The following is a 13,695-nucleotide window of genomic DNA, read 5'->3' as shown; positions in this document are numbered from 1 at the left end:
CTTGGCTTGAATTTGCGCACCCCGTGTTGATCATGCCAAGTGTGCCCGCAGAAATCAGCTTAAACGGTGTCTTCATCCCGCCCTGGCTGCCGGCGGTGCTGGTCGGCTGGCTGCTGGCCTGGGCGCTGAGTCGCTTGGCCAATGACTTTGGGCTGAGCCGTTTTGTCTGGCATCCTCCGCTGTTTTTGCTGGCGCTGGTCATTGCCTGTTCGGTGCTGGTCGGCGCCACTGTTATCCCTTTCTTCGGCTAAATCTTCGGCTGACCAATGAAGCAAAACACCGTACCAGTATCAGAGGCCGAGACCCAGCCCGAGACCCAGACAGAGTCCCAGCCAGTCCGAAGCGAGCCAGCCCCACCTCGGCGCAAGAACGCCAGGTGGCAAGTGCCGCGCTCTGTACCGGATAGCCTGCGGGTGCTGGTCACTCTTGCTATGGTCGCCATCGCCTGCGCCGCGCTGTTTTGGGCCTGGCACTCCCAGCGCGGCCATCCCTGGACACGCGATGGGCAGGTGCTGGGGCGGGTGATCGGGGTGGCGCCCCAGGTCTCGGGGCCGGTGATTCGGGTCGCGGTCAGCGACAACCAGCCGGTGCGGGCCGGCGACCTGCTGTTCGAGCTTGACCCCAGGCTCTATCAACTGGCGTTTGCAGAGGCCGAGGCCGATCTGACGCAGGCCAGGGCGGAAGCCGACACTGCCCGCGCCGATCTGGTGCGCGCGGGCAAGCAGCATCAGAGCGGCGAGCTGGCTGACGAGGCTTATCAGCTGAAAATCGCCGTCAGCGAATTGGCCAGCGCCGCCCTGGCCGCCGCTCAGACTAGACTGGATACGGCTCAACTCCAGCTGAAGCTCACCCGCATCACCGCGCCCGTCAACGGTTATGTAACCAATCTGACCCTGAACCTGGGGCAATATGCCAAGGCCGGCGTGGTGCAACTGGCGTTGATCGAGCAGGAGTCTTTCTGGGTGACAGCCTATTTCAAGGAGACCGACCTGGCGGCCATTCCCATCGGCGCGCCTGCCGCCGTGACCTTAATGGGCTACCCCAAACGCCCACTGCGCGGTGAGGTGGAGAGCATCGCCCACGGCATTGCGCGGCGCAATCAGAGCGATCATCCGAGTGGTCTAGCCGAGGTCTCGCCGACCTTCGAGTGGATTCGCCTGGCCCAGCGCATTCCGGTGCGCATCCGCCTGCTGGAGCGCCCGGCGGATGTCCCGCTGCGCATCGGCACCACCGCGAGCCTGGCCATTCTGCCCGCGTCCGCGGCGGACAAGGCTGCCCCGGCGAGCGCGCCACCCAATTCGACGCCATGAGCATGGTCGCTAGGCGCCCGCGCACTCTGGCCGACTGGTTGCGCTGGAGCCCGACGGCAGCGGTCAATGCGTTTAAGACCGCGTTTGGGCTCATTCTGGCCTGGGCGCTGGTGCTTTGGCTTCAGTGGCCGGATCCTTTCCTCGCGCCCATCGCGGTGCTCTTTCTGCAAACCCCCTATCTTGGTTCCTCGCTGCGCAAGGGGCTGATGCGCGTGTTCGGCACTCTGGCCGGGGCGCTGGCAGTGCTCCTGCTGCTGGCCTGGATGATCGAGGACCGTTGGGCGCTGCTGGCGCTGGTCTCGCTGCTCATTGGGCTGGCCATGTACCAGATTCGGGCGAGCAGCTATGGCTATGCCTGGTATATGGTTGCTATCACAGCGACTGTGATCGTCGCCGATGCGGTGCCCCAGCCGGAGCTGGCCTTTCAGCTCGCGGTCTATCGCACCTCAGAGGCCGTGCTTGGCATTCTGATCGTGCTGGTGATCAATGGCCTGTTCTGGCCCCAGACCGCCGGGCGGATCTATCGGCGGGAAATTACGGCCGCGCTGGACAACCTGAGGAATTATTCGCGCGCGCTGGCCGAGGCGCTGCGCGAGCCTCAGTCGGGCGCGATTCCCGCGCCGCCGCAAGCCATCTTTGGCGCCTCGATCCGGCTGCGCGAGATTCTGACCGCCGCCATTCTCGACAGCAGCGGCTACCGGCGGTTGCGCGAGACCTATGAAGCGGAGATTCGCGGCATCAGCGCGGTGACCGGCTCCCTGCTGGCCCTGGCCGAAAGCTTGCGCCTTGCTCTGAATGGCGAATTACCACTGCTGGATGCCGCGCAGCGCGAGCCGTTGGCGCGCACGCTTGACGAACTGGCCGAGGTTCTGGCGACTTGCCGCCCGCATCAGCCACCGGGCGCCAATGGCGCTGACGTCCAGGCTCGGCAGGCACGGGTTGAGGCCAAGCTTGATGCCCTATTGCCCACGGCGGCTGAGCGCGCTGGTCGCGATGGGAGAGGTAACGCCCTGCGGCTAGCGACTCTGCATCAATGCCGCGCGCTGGCTGCGGAAGTTGCTCAGCTTGCGCGTGCGGCCGAGGCACTGGCCGCCGGGCGTTCCCTAGCAGACCCCGAGTTGCCGGCGGCGCTGCCCATGCCGCTGTCGTTCATGCTCAAGGCTGCTTTACCCCATGCCCTGGCGGCCGTGGTTGCTTTCTGGGTCATGTTGCTGGTCTGGTTTCAGTGGCAATGGCCGCCAAGCGGCTTTCTCGGCGCGTTGATGGCGGTCATTATCATTGGTATCGACACTCTGAACGATCTGCCCGCCGAGCAACCCGGGCATCGGGTGTTTCTCGGTGCCCTGGCCGGTTGTCTGCTGACCGCGCCTGTTTATCTGCTCGCCATGCCACGGCTCGATGGCTTTGTTGAACTGGCGTTGGTGCTTTTTCCTTTCTACTTTGCCGGGCTGTATTTCTTCCATGCCCATGCCAAGCCGCACAATCTGTACTTTCTTGGCCTGCTGGTCATGAGCATTGTGATGCCGGCCCTGGCGCCGGAGCAGCAGATCAGCCTGACCGGGTATCTCAATATCGCCTCCAGTGTGCTGAGCGGTTTTTTGGTTGGCCTGCTCGTGCTCGGGGTGATCGCGGGCTATCGACCACGTCAGTTGTTGCAGCGCAACCTGCGCGATCTGTTGCTCGGCATTGCCAGCAGTCAGCGAGCATTGGCTGATCGGGGGCGGGTGGATTTTGCCCGAGTGATGCAAGTCAGCGAACAGCGCCAGCGCGAGCAGTTGCAGCGCCTGGCACAGTGCGCCCCACTGGCCAGTGATCCAGCGATCCCGCACAACGACCAAGCGCGCATCGACGCCCTGATCGTCGCCGCGCAGAGCCTGAGCATCCGCGCCCGTGCTCTGCAACGCGCACGCCTGCGCGCCGGCCCGCCGCAGCCGCAGCATCTCGATTGCAACCGGTGGCTTTTGCCCTTGGGGCGCCGTTATCGGCGGGTTTTTGGTGTTCTGCTGCTCCAACTCGCCGCGCGGCTCGATCAGCCGGAGGTCCGGGTTCGGCTCGATGCACTGGGGCGCTTGCGCGCCTGGGCGCTGCCAGAACTGGCGCGAATGGATGCGCCCAATCCGGCGGCGACGGAGGATCCTGGCCAGCAAAGCGGGCGGCAATATCTGCTCGCCATCGCCGGTCACTACATCGGCGTGGCCGGCGCGCTGCGCGAATTTACTGCTGCGCTTGAGGCCATCGACTGGGCCGCCTGGCAAGAGCCGCGCTTCTGACCGCTGGCCTGGTAGAGGCGACCACAAGGCCGCCCCCTGCGGACCTAGAGGTCGAGACGCCCAAAATCACGGCTCGCCGGGTCGGCCGAAGCGAATCGGGTGCTGCTTTACATAAGGCTTGGTAAAATCCAGGTGGATCTCATAGCCGCCGTCCTGCTCGCGGATGCTTACTTGCTTCAAGTCCGGCATTCGGGTGGCGAGCCAGGTGCACATGGCAGCGGCGAGCGCCTCCTGGTTGGTGGTGATGGCCTCGGTCAGATTCGCGGCGATGAACTGGGCTTTCTGGCCCAGATCGGGCGCGTGCAGGTGCTGACCGTCGATGACAACGCCTTCTGCATCCATGCGCTCGTCCATTTTCGCCAGATAGGCACCCTGGTAATCGGGCAGCGACTTGGCGCGGTCGTACTCCAGTTGGGCGATGCCGTTCAGGGTCACGGCCATCATGGAGGCTTCGGATGCGGGTTGTTCGCTCATGTGCTGGTCTCCGTGCGAATACTCTCAAGCGGCAGGGCAGTGCGCTCGACCACCTGCCGCAGCACGGTAAGCGCTCAGTTAAGTACATCTAGCCCAGCCCATGGCGATCAGCCACGATGCCCACCACATGAACAGCGACAGAGGGCATCAGCATGGCACAGAGGCGGCGCACTCGCCAGCAGTGGCAAGCGTTGGTTGATGGGTGGGCGAGCAGCGGGCTGACCCAGGGCGAGTACTGCCGGCGCCAGGGCATCTCGGTGGCGAGTTTTGCGCGCTGGCGCGCCATCTTCCGCCGCGCGCGGCAACGCCAGCCGGCGGAGCCAACGCCCAGCGCCGGCCCCACTCATAGCCTGGTCCCGGTGCACTGGCTCAGCGACGACGCACCCACCGCCACCACCGCCACCACCGCGCTGAGTCTGCATTGTCCCGGTGGTCTGCGCCTGGATATCGGTGTCGGCGTTGATGTCTCGACATTGCAACAGGTCATCCGACTCCTACGCGCAGCCGCCTCATGATCGGCATCGGTACCCACACCCAAGTCTATCTGGTCGCCGGCGCCACCGACATGCGCAAGCAGATCGATGGTCTGGCCGGGATCGTCAGCGACACCCTTGCCGCCGACCCCTTCTCCAGTCATCTGTTTGTCTTCTGCAATCGCGCGCGCGACAAACTCAAGATTCTCTATTGGTACAACAACGGCTTCTGGCTGTGGTATCGGCGCTTGGAGCAACAGCGCTTCTGGTGGCCAGAAGCGAGCGTCAGGCAACCGGTCACATTATCGCTGCGCGAATTGCATTGGTTACTCGAAGGGCTCAATCCGCAACGGATTGAAGGCCATCAGCAAGCACGTTTCAATCTCATTTGATTAGCAAAAACCGCTTGTATTGAAACAGGGGTTTTCGCTATCATTCGTGGCATGGTATCCAAGGTTCAATCATTACCCAATGATCCCGAGCAATTGCACGGGATCATCCACCAATTGCATGATCAATTGGCGGGTTTGAACCGTGCCCTGACAGAAAAGCAAGAACGCATCGAGAGCGATACCAAACGCATTGACCAATTGCTTGAATACATCGAGTTATTGCGGCGCAAACGCTTTGGCCCGAGTGCCGATCGGGTGCCTGACAGCCAGCTCAAGCTGTTTGACGAGACCGAGCTCGAGGCGCTGATCGGAGAGCTTGAAGCCGAGGCCGCCGCGCAGACCAAGCCCCCGAAGGACGAGGCCAACACGGGCAACAAGCCCAAGGGCCAGCCCAAACGTTCTCCGCTGCCAGCGCATCTGCCGCGCCTGGAGCGCATTCTTGATGTTGGCGAAGACGAAAAAGCCGCCATGGGCGATGACTGGCGCTTCATTGGCTATGACGTCTCCGAGCAGCTCGCTGACCTGCCGCGTCAGACCTATGTCATCACCTACAAGCGGGCCAAATATGCCCCGGTCAACGACAGCGTCGAGGACGGCGAGGCGGGTATCAAAATCGCCCCGCGCGCCCCACAGATCATCCCCAAGGCCATCGCGCATGCCTCGCTGCTTGCCTCCATTGTGACGGGGAAGTTCGTCGATGCCTTGCCGCTGTATCGCCAGGAGAAGATCTTCGCCCGCGAGGGGATCGACATCCCGCGCCAGACCATGGCCGGGTGGTTGATGCAGTTGCAAAAGCCCCTTGCTCCAATTGCCGCTGCGATCAAGGCGCAACTGCTGCGCGGACCGACGACGAAGATTGACGAGACCCGGCTGCAAGTGCTCAACGAACCGGGCCGAGACAATACCCAGGACTCCTTCATGTGGGTGTTCTGCGGCGGTCCGCGCGAGCAGCCGGTGCGCTGGTTTGAATACGCTCCCTCGCGCGCGGCATCGGTCCCGCAGGAGGTGTTGTTCGGCGCGCTTGCCTCTGGCAGCGGCAGTGATCCACCGGTAGCGCTGATTTTGCAGTCCGATGGCTACAGTGCCTATCATGTCTTGGCCAACGCACCCGAGATCATCGCCCATGCCGGTTGCTGGGCGCACGTGCGGCGCAAGTTCGTCGAGGCCGCCGGCGGGCGCCATGCCTCGGTCGCGGCGGAGATGGTCGCGCTGATTGGCGAGCTCTATGGAATTGAGAAGCGCTTGCGTCTGGAGCAGGCGAATGCCAACACCCGGGTGCGTGAGCGCCAGGCCTTCAGCCGCCCTGTCGTTGAGCGCATCAAGACCTGGCTGGATCGCCATGTCCAGCGTGTGGCGCCGAAGAGCTTGCTCGGCAAGGCCATTGGCTACGCCTTGAATCAGTGGCCGACCTTGCTGGTCTTCCTCGATCATGGCGCGGTGGAGATCGACAACAATGAGGCGGAGAATGCGATCCGTCCCTTTGTGGTAGGCCGCAAGAATTGGCTGTTCTCCGGCTGTCCGGAAGGCGCGCAGACCAGCGCGCTGCTTTACAGCCTCATTGAAACGGCCAAGGCCAATGGACTGGAACCGTGGGCGTACCTCAATCACCTCTTTGAGCAGTTGCCGCTGGCACGCACACCTGAAGCCATTGAGGCGCTGCTGCCGTTCAATGTCCGCCCCGACGCGCTTTGCACTCCACCTGTTCTGACCTCGATCAGGGATACCGACGCCGCCTGACTGCAACGGGGCGGCACGCGCAAACGCGCCCCCATGGCGCGGGCGCAGTCGCTGGGCTGACACTCGGTTCCGCTTCATCCCGCCATTGTCTGGCGCCCGTCGCCGACGGGCTAGACGTATTTCACTGAGCGCTTACGCAGCACGAAGCTCGAATGCACCCCTGTGACTCCTTCGATGCGGGTGATCTTGCGTAACAGCAAGTCCTGATAGGCATCCATGTCGCGCACCAGCACTTTTAGCTGATAGTCGGCATCGCGCCCGGTGATCAGTGAGCACTCCAGCACTTCTGGCCAAGTCGCCACGGCGCCATCGAAATTGGCGAAGCGCTCCGGCGTGTGGCGGTCCATCGCGATGCTGATGAAGGCGATCAGATCCAGACCCAGCGCGCGTGCGTTCAGAAGCGCGCGGTAGCCTGAGATGATGCCGCTGTCCTCCAGCGCTCGCACACGCCGCAGGCAGGGAGAAGGCGACAGGCCAATGCGATCAGCCAGTTCCTGATTGCTGATGCGCCCGTTGGCCTGTAGCTCGGCGAGGATGCGCTTGTCGTAGTGGTCAATGGCCATGGATGGGAGCATGAAAGCACAAAATTGCTTGATTTGGATAAATCATAGCAGATCCGTGCGTTGCCATGTAAAACCCCGACGAATTCGCAATCCTCTGCCACGCGACTTGCGCGACACTATTTCGCGTCGGCCACCAGCTGGCAACCAAGGCGGGGGACTCACAAGGTCAACCGCGAAAGAAGACCGGACGATTCCGAACGAGTCGCCGGCTCAGGTCTGAGAAATCAGGCTTCCTAAATGAAGCCTCAGGATGTTCAGGCGACCCCTGACATTTGAAGCTTGAAGAGTGCTCTGCTCGGATCAGGCACTTCAGCCCTAGACCAACGCAGATTTCTGATCACTAACAGCCACCGCGGCGCCGGGGCGATTCAGATAACCCTGGATCAGGCAGCCCCGGGTGTCCGCGTTCAATGTGCTGATTTCAAAACGGTTGCGCGGCGGCTGAACCTCGCCGGCTGACAGGAGGATTGCAACATGGCATTCGACCACCGCAAATACCGCCCCGGGCCCCGCATTGATTTGCCAGACCGGCGCTGGCCGGACCAGACTATCACCCAGGGACCGCGCTGGGCGAGCGTGGATCTGCGCGACGGCAATCAGGCGCTGCGCCGGCCAATGGATGTCACCCACAAGCGACGCCTGTGGGAGTTGCTGGTGCGCATTGGCTTCAAGGAGATCGAGGTCGGCTTTCCCGCCGCCAGCCAACCGGATTACGACTTTGTGCGCCTGCTGATCGAGTCCGGCGCCATTCCCGAGGATGTGCGCGTGCAGGTCCTAGTGCAGGCGCGCGAGGACTTGATTCGTCGCACCTTCCAGGCGCTGGAAGGCATACCGCGCGCTATTGTGCACGTCTACAACTCCACCTCGCCGGTGCAACGCGAGTGGGTGTTCGGCAGCGACCGCGCGGGCGTTAAGACCATCGCCTGCCATGGCGCCGACTGGGTCGCACGCGCCGCCTTGGACTATCCCGACACCGATTGGACCTTCCAATACTCGCCCGAGAGCTTCACCGCCACCGAGCTTGACTATGCCATCGAGGTCTGTAACGCCGTGGTCGACATCTGGCAGCCCACCCCCGCGCATCGCTGCATCCTTAATCTGCCGGCGACGGTCGAAGTGGCCAGTCCCAACATCTTTGCCGACCAGATTGAGGCCTTCGGTCGCAGCATCGACAGACGCGAGGCGATTATCCTCTCGGTGCATCCGCACAATGATCGTGGCGGCGCGGTCGCGGCTGGTGAGCTCGCCCTGCTGGCCGGCGCCGAGCGTGTTGAGGGTACCTTGCTCGGCAATGGCGAGCGCACCGGCAACCTGGATCTGGTCACCCTGGCGATGAATCTTTACAGCCAAGGCGTCGACCCCGGGCTTGATTTGTCCAATCCCGAGGAGATCATCGCCGTGGTCGAGGACTGCACCGACATCGCTACCCATCCGCGCCACCCCTGGGTCGGGGAGCTGGTCTACACCGCCTTTTCCGGCAGCCATCAAGACGCCATCGGCAAATGCCTGAAGCGCCAGCGCCCGGATGCGCCCTGGCAGGTCGCCTATCTGCCTATCGACCCAAGCGACATCGGCCGCGACTACCAGGCAGTCATTCAGGTTAACAGTCAGTCCGGCAAGGGCGGCATGGCGTTCCTGCTCGAGCGCGAATTCGGCTTGAATCTGCCCACCTGGCTGCGTCGCGAGCTCGCTCCCCTGGTGCAGCGCGCGAGTGAAGCGGCTGGCGGCCTGATCGACGCCCAAAGCATCCGCGATCTGTTCGTCGCTGAGTTCATCCGCGACCAGCACCCGGTCGCGCTACAAGGTTTGACGCTCAGGGCTCAGGGGCCGGACCAGCTCGAGCTGCGCTTTGGCACCGCCGGAGGCGAGCAGCGTGCGAGCGGCACCGGCGCCGGCGTGATTGAAGCCTTCAGCCAAGCCTGGACCAGCGCTTTCGGCCGCGACTTTGCCGTGATCGATTATCAGGAGCATGCCATCGGCGCCGGCACCGAGGCCGAAGCCGCCGCCTACGTGCTGATTGAGCAAGACGGCACCCGCCACGCCGGCGCAGCCATCGACCGTGACAGCTTGAACGCCGCCATCCGCGCGCTGGTCTCGGCGTTGAACCGGGCCGCGTTGGCCGAGGATGAAAGGACGCGCACAGCTCGGACAAGCGGGGAAGGGCATGCACGCAGCCAGCGGCAACCCGATCAGCGTTTGGCGGTCTGACGGCCCAGGGCTACCCTGGATGGAGTCGCAGTAGCACCCTGAAGCCAGAAAACGCATACTGGATCGGCGAAAAGCCGCTGCGACACCCGGGGTCGGTGAATGGACATATTGTTTCAGGATGACAGGCTGATAGCGGTGCACAAGCCGGCTCGCCTGCTGGTGCATCGCAGCCTGATCGACAAGGGCGCCAGTGAGTTCGCATTGCAGCTTGTGCGGGATATGATCGGCCAGTGGGTCTATCCCGTGCATCGCCTTGATCGGCCGACCTCTGGTGTCTTGCTGTTCGCGCGCGATCCGGCAACGGCACGCGCACTGGTTGCTCAGTTCAGCGCCGGTCGTGTCAGCAAAACTTACCGAGCGATTGTGCGCGGCCATACTGAAACTGCGGGAACAATCGACTACGCATTGCGCGAAGAAACCGACCGCATTGCCGATGCGCGCGCTGATCCGGACAAGCCCCCGCAACCAGCAGTGACACTGTATCGGCGCCTCGCCACTTTAGAGCTGCCCTATGCGGTGGGTCGCTATCGCACGGCGCGCTATTCGCTGCTCGAGCTGGAACCAAAAACCGGGCGCAGACACCAGCTGCGCCGACACCTGAAACACATATTTCACCCCATCATCGGCGATACCACCCACGGCGACGGACGGCACAACCAGTTCTTTCGCGAGCATTTCGGCAATCGGCGTTTGCTACTGGTCGCAACCAGACTGTGCCTGGACCATCCCGCTAGCGGTCAGCGTCTGACTATTGAGGCACCACCCGCCGATGACTTTCAGCGCGTTGTGCAAGCATTGGGGTTGACTGTATCTAATAACAGCTAAAGAGTCGGCGTCAATTTTGTCAGCCATGACCAAAAACAGGGGGCTCTGACAAGCATCTGGTTAGCGGCTGGCCCTTGGAATCAGCGCCCGGTCGCAGTCCAACGCCTAGGCCAGCACCCAAAGCTCATTAACCAAGAAGAATCTTGAGAGGGCCTCTGAATCCCATCCATGCCCGCGCTCTATACTGTATATAATGACAGTTTAAGAGTCGGTATCAACCTTGTCCGCCACGACTGCGAAAACCTGCTCCGATCATCCTGGTCTCGATTATGCGGAGCTGTGTTGCCAGAGCCATTTTTCGTTTCTCTCAGCCGCCTCCTCGCCAGAAGAACTGGTGGTTACGGCCAGCGCGCTGGGCTATCGGGCTCTGGCGCTGACAGATGCCTGCTCTCTGGCCGGCTGCGTGCGTGCTCATGTTGCGGCCCGGTCGCGGGGAATGGCGCTCATTATTGGCAGTCTGCTGGAGCTGGTCGATGGCCCGCAGCTGGTGGTGCTGGCGACAAATCTGGCCGGGTATCGTGAGCTTTCTACGCTGATCGCGCGCGGTCGTCGCCAAGCGCCGAAGGGCCGGTATCGGCTTGCGCGCGCTGATCTTGAACCCAGCCTCACGCACTGCCTGGCGATCTGGCTGCCGGATGCTGCGTCCTCGTCCGCCACATTGGCGGCAGGCCATGGGGCTTGGCTGCGCCAGCAGTTCCCCGGACGCGCCTGGCTTGGTATTGCGCTGCATCGCCAGGGGGATGACCGGGCCAGACTCGCCGAGCTGCTCGCGCTGGCCGAAGGCAGTCAGCTGCCGGCGGTTGCGGTCGGCGAGGTGCTGATGCACGCACCGGAGCGCGCACCTTTGCTTGATGCCTTGACCGCCATCCGCCACAACAGCCCGATTGCGCGCCTTGGCACCCGTCTGGCCGCGAATCGCGAGCGCCATCTGCGCCCGCGCGAACGCTTGGCGCGCCTCTACCCGCCAGAGTTGCTGCGCGAGACTCTGGTCATTGCCGAGCGTTGCCAATTCTCGCTCGCTGAGTTGCGCTATGAGTACCCGCAAGAAGTTGTGCCGGCGGGCCTGACGCCCATCGCCCATCTGCGCACCCTGACCGCAGCCGGTGCCGGGCGGCGCTGGCCGGATGGCGCGCCCGAGAAGGTCCAGCGCATACTCGCGCACGAGCTTGAGCTGATCGACGCACTCGACTACGCGCCCTTTTTCCTGACCGTCTTCGATATTGTCGAGTTCGCCCGCGCGCGCGGCATCCTGTGCCAGGGACGCGGTTCGGCGGCCAACTCGGCGGTCTGTTATTGCTTGAGTATCACGGAGGTTGATCCCTCGCGCATGGAATTATTGTTCGAGCGCTTCATCTCGCGCGAGCGCAACGAGCCGCCGGATATCGATGTCGACTTCGAACACCAGCGCCGCGAGGAGGTCATCCAGTACATCTATGCCAAGTATGGCCGCGACCGTGCGGCCCTGGCTGCCGAGGTGATTTGTTATCGGCCCAAAAGCGCGCTGCGCGATCTCGGCAAGGCACTCGGTCTGCCAGCGGACAGCATCGACAGGCTCGCCGGGCAGCGCCACTGGTGGGACGGACAGGCGCTGGACGAGGCGGAGCTGCGCGCCCATGGTCTCGACCCCGACAGTCGGCCGGTGCGCTGGCTCAAGCGGCTGCTGCCGGAGCTGATCGGCACGCCACGGCATCTGTCGCAGCATGTCGGCGGCTTTGTCATTAGCCGCGGGCCGCTAGCCGAGCTGGTGCCGATCGAGAACGCCGCCATGCCCGGGCGCACTGTGATCCAGTGGGATAAAGACGATATCGACGCACTCGGGCTGCTCAAGGTCGATTGCCTGGCGCTTGGCATGCTGAGCGCGATTCGCCGCGCGCTGGATCTAATCAGCGACTTTCGCGGTCGGCGGCTGACGATGGCCGATGTCCCGCCGGAAGACCCGGCGGTGTATCAGATGATTGGGCGCGCCGAGACCACCGGGGTATTTCAAATCGAATCGCGCGCGCAGATGGCGATGCTGCCGCGCATCAAGCCGGCCTGCTTCTACGACCTGGTGATCCAGATCGCCATCGTCCGGCCCGGGCCTATCCAGGGCGACATGGTGCACCCCTATCTGCGCCGGCGCGCGGGGCTGGAGCCCGTCAGCTACCCGTCCGAGGAGGTCCGCTCAGTGCTTGGGCGGACCTTGGGGGTGCCGATATTTCAGGAGCAGGTGATCAAGATCGCCATGGTCGCGGCTGGCTTCGACGCCGGCGAGGCCGACCGGCTGCGCCGTTCCATGGCTGCCTGGAAGAAGCGCGGGGGCTTGGGACATATCCGCCAGCGCCTGCTCGATGGCATGCGCGCACGCGGCTACGCACCGGCCTTTGCCGAGCAACTTTACCGGCAGATTTTGGGCTTTGGCGAATACGGATTCCCCGAGTCCCATGCCGCCAGCTTTGCGCTCCTGGTCTATGTCTCGGCCTGGCTGAAGTGCCAAGAGCCGGCCGCCTTCTTTGCCGCGCTCTTGAACAGCCAGCCGATGGGTTTTTATGCCCCGGCGCAACTGGTGCGGGCAGCCAAGGGACAGGGGGTCGAGGTGCGCCCGGCGGATGTGCGCCACAGCGACTGGGATTGCACGTTGGAGGCGGATGCGCGGGGTGCGCCGGCGCTGCGACTGGGCCTGCGTCTGGTCAAGGGGCTAGGCCGTGGCGGTGGCGAACGTCTGATCGCGGCGCGCGAGCTGGGGGGTTATTCCTCAGTGGCGGAGCTGGCCAGTCGCGCCCGGCTTGACCGGCGCGATCTGAACGCCCTGGCTGCCGCCGACTGCTTGCGCGGGCTGGCCGCAGATCGCCACCAGGCGGCCTGGCAGGTTAGCGGATATCAGGTGCCGCTACCACTGTTTCAGCAGGTCGAGGAGGCGGGGTCGGCGGATCCCTGCCCGACATTGGCGGCGCCGAGCGAAGGGGAAAACATCGTCGCTGACTATGCCAGCCTGGGCTTGAGCCTGCGTCGCCATCCGCTCGCCTTGCTGCGTCCGCGTCTGAACCAAAAACGGCTGCTGAGCGCGGCCGAGGCGGATCAAGCCATCAATGGCCTGTGCATCGAGACCGCCGGTCTCGTCATCAACCGCCAGCGCCCGGCCTCGGCGAATGAGGTGACCTTTGTGACCCTGGAGGACGAGACCGGCTTCGTGAATCTCATTGTCTGGCGCCAGATCGCCGAGTGCTATCGCCAACCGTTACTCAACGCCAGTCTGCTGCGGGTGCACGCGCAGGTGCAGCGCCAGAGCGGGGTAACGCACTTGATCGCCAGAACCCTGCACGATGAGACGACACTGCTGAATACCCTAGTGGGGCGTCTCCAATACCAGTCGCGGGATTTTCACTAAGTGAATTGGGGCGGGGCTGGGCTGGGATGTTGGAGGCGGCGCATGCGCGGACGATGTAATGGCTTGGGATCAGGCT

11 protein-coding genes are annotated in these 13,695 nt (G+C 63.5%); 9 read left to right on the top strand and 2 right to left on the bottom strand.

Annotated elements, in window-relative coordinates; all coding sequences use genetic code 11:
- Positions 1–32: 32 nt before the first annotated feature.
- From Thiofri_RS22575 to Thiofri_RS22565, 3 genes are read left to right on the top strand one after another with little or no spacing between them, the layout of a single operon-like run.
- On the top strand, positions 33–251 hold the full coding sequence (locus Thiofri_RS22575; RefSeq protein ID WP_040856719.1) for a DUF1656 domain-containing protein: 219 nt from the start codon (positions 33–35) through the stop codon (positions 249–251).
- Between the two features lie 15 nt (positions 252–266).
- On the top strand, positions 267–1,310 hold the full coding sequence (locus Thiofri_RS22570; protein ID WP_009148707.1) for an efflux RND transporter periplasmic adaptor subunit: 1,044 nt from the start codon (positions 267–269) through the stop codon (positions 1,308–1,310).
- A complete protein-coding gene (locus Thiofri_RS22565; RefSeq protein ID WP_009148706.1) occupies positions 1,307–3,580 on the top strand; it encodes an FUSC family protein in 2,274 nt (757 codons plus the stop codon). Before Thiofri_RS22570 ends, Thiofri_RS22565 begins: the two co-directional genes overlap by 4 nt.
- Before the next feature lie 66 nt (positions 3,581–3,646).
- Here Thiofri_RS22565 and Thiofri_RS22560 read toward each other — a convergent pair whose 3' ends face one another.
- Positions 3,647–4,054, bottom strand: a complete 408-nt coding sequence (locus Thiofri_RS22560; protein ID WP_009148705.1) for a hypothetical protein — start codon at positions 4,052–4,054, stop codon at positions 3,647–3,649.
- 152 nt (positions 4,055–4,206) lie between these two features.
- Between Thiofri_RS22560 and tnpA the strand changes: the two genes are divergently transcribed.
- Genes tnpA through tnpC form a run of 3 tightly spaced genes read left to right on the top strand, consistent with a single transcriptional unit; the run spans position 4,207 to position 6,656 of the window.
- The gene (tnpA, locus tag Thiofri_RS22555; RefSeq protein WP_009148704.1) at positions 4,207–4,569 is read left to right on the top strand and encodes an IS66 family insertion sequence element accessory protein TnpA; all 363 of its coding nucleotides are present in this window, start codon (positions 4,207–4,209) and stop codon (positions 4,567–4,569) included.
- Positions 4,566–4,919: an IS66 family insertion sequence element accessory protein TnpB gene (gene tnpB, locus Thiofri_RS22550; RefSeq protein WP_323705723.1), complete on the top strand. Its 354-nt coding sequence runs from the start codon at positions 4,566–4,568 to the stop codon at positions 4,917–4,919. Before tnpA ends, tnpB begins: the two co-directional genes overlap by 4 nt.
- Before the next feature lie 51 nt (positions 4,920–4,970).
- Complete coding sequence (tnpC, locus tag Thiofri_RS22545) at positions 4,971–6,656, top strand: IS66 family transposase (protein ID WP_323705722.1); 1,686 nt, start codon at positions 4,971–4,973, stop codon at positions 6,654–6,656.
- A 110-nt stretch (positions 6,657–6,766) separates the two neighbouring features.
- On the opposite strand, the gene Thiofri_RS22540 is transcribed toward tnpC, so the two are convergent.
- Positions 6,767–7,219 carry an Lrp/AsnC family transcriptional regulator gene (locus Thiofri_RS22540; RefSeq protein ID WP_040856715.1) on the bottom strand — a complete coding sequence of 151 codons (453 nt, stop codon included), beginning with the start codon at positions 7,217–7,219 and terminating at the stop codon, positions 6,767–6,769.
- Positions 7,220–7,693: 474 nt separating this feature from the next.
- Between Thiofri_RS22540 and Thiofri_RS22535 the strand changes: the two genes are divergently transcribed.
- The 3 genes from Thiofri_RS22535 (at position 7,694) to Thiofri_RS22525 (ending at position 13,619) form a co-directional block, all read left to right on the top strand.
- Positions 7,694–9,427, top strand: a complete 1,734-nt coding sequence (locus Thiofri_RS22535; RefSeq protein ID WP_009148700.1) for a 2-isopropylmalate synthase — start codon at positions 7,694–7,696, stop codon at positions 9,425–9,427.
- 99 nt (positions 9,428–9,526) lie between these two features.
- On the top strand, positions 9,527–10,252 hold the full coding sequence (locus Thiofri_RS22530; protein WP_009148699.1) for a pseudouridine synthase: 726 nt from the start codon (positions 9,527–9,529) through the stop codon (positions 10,250–10,252).
- Positions 10,253–10,472: 220 nt separating this feature from the next.
- Positions 10,473–13,619 (top strand): error-prone DNA polymerase, encoded by a 3,147-nt coding sequence (locus Thiofri_RS22525; RefSeq protein ID WP_009148698.1) that lies wholly within the window; start codon positions 10,473–10,475, stop codon positions 13,617–13,619.
- Positions 13,620–13,695 lie beyond the last annotated feature (76 nt).

Origin of the sequence: Thiorhodovibrio frisius (assembly GCF_033954835.1) — a bacterium.
In the GTDB taxonomy this organism is placed as follows: Bacteria; Pseudomonadota; Gammaproteobacteria; order Chromatiales; family Chromatiaceae; genus Thiorhodovibrio; species Thiorhodovibrio frisius.
Note: the sequence above shows the minus strand (reverse complement) of the source record. Positions and strands in the feature narration are given on the sequence as shown.

Excerpts from the sequence above, each read along its gene's own strand:
- Thiofri_RS22575 (WP_040856719.1), top strand. The coding sequence starts at position 33 with ATGCCAAGTGTGCCCGCAGAAATCAGCTTAAACGGTGTCTTCATCCCG.
- Thiofri_RS22570 (WP_009148707.1), top strand. The coding sequence starts at position 267 with ATGAAGCAAAACACCGTACCAGTATCAGAGGCCGAGACCCAGCCCGAG.
- Thiofri_RS22565 (WP_009148706.1), top strand. The coding sequence starts at position 1,307 with ATGAGCATGGTCGCTAGGCGCCCGCGCACTCTGGCCGACTGGTTGCGC.
- Thiofri_RS22560 (WP_009148705.1), bottom strand. The coding sequence starts at position 4,054 with ATGAGCGAACAACCCGCATCCGAAGCCTCCATGATGGCCGTGACCCTG.
- tnpA (WP_009148704.1), top strand. The coding sequence starts at position 4,207 with ATGGCACAGAGGCGGCGCACTCGCCAGCAGTGGCAAGCGTTGGTTGAT.
- tnpB (WP_323705723.1), top strand. The coding sequence starts at position 4,566 with ATGATCGGCATCGGTACCCACACCCAAGTCTATCTGGTCGCCGGCGCC.
- tnpC (WP_323705722.1), top strand. The coding sequence starts at position 4,971 with ATGGTATCCAAGGTTCAATCATTACCCAATGATCCCGAGCAATTGCAC.
- Thiofri_RS22540 (WP_040856715.1), bottom strand. The coding sequence starts at position 7,219 with ATGGCCATTGACCACTACGACAAGCGCATCCTCGCCGAGCTACAGGCC.
- Thiofri_RS22535 (WP_009148700.1), top strand. The coding sequence starts at position 7,694 with ATGGCATTCGACCACCGCAAATACCGCCCCGGGCCCCGCATTGATTTG.
- Thiofri_RS22530 (WP_009148699.1), top strand. The coding sequence starts at position 9,527 with ATGGACATATTGTTTCAGGATGACAGGCTGATAGCGGTGCACAAGCCG.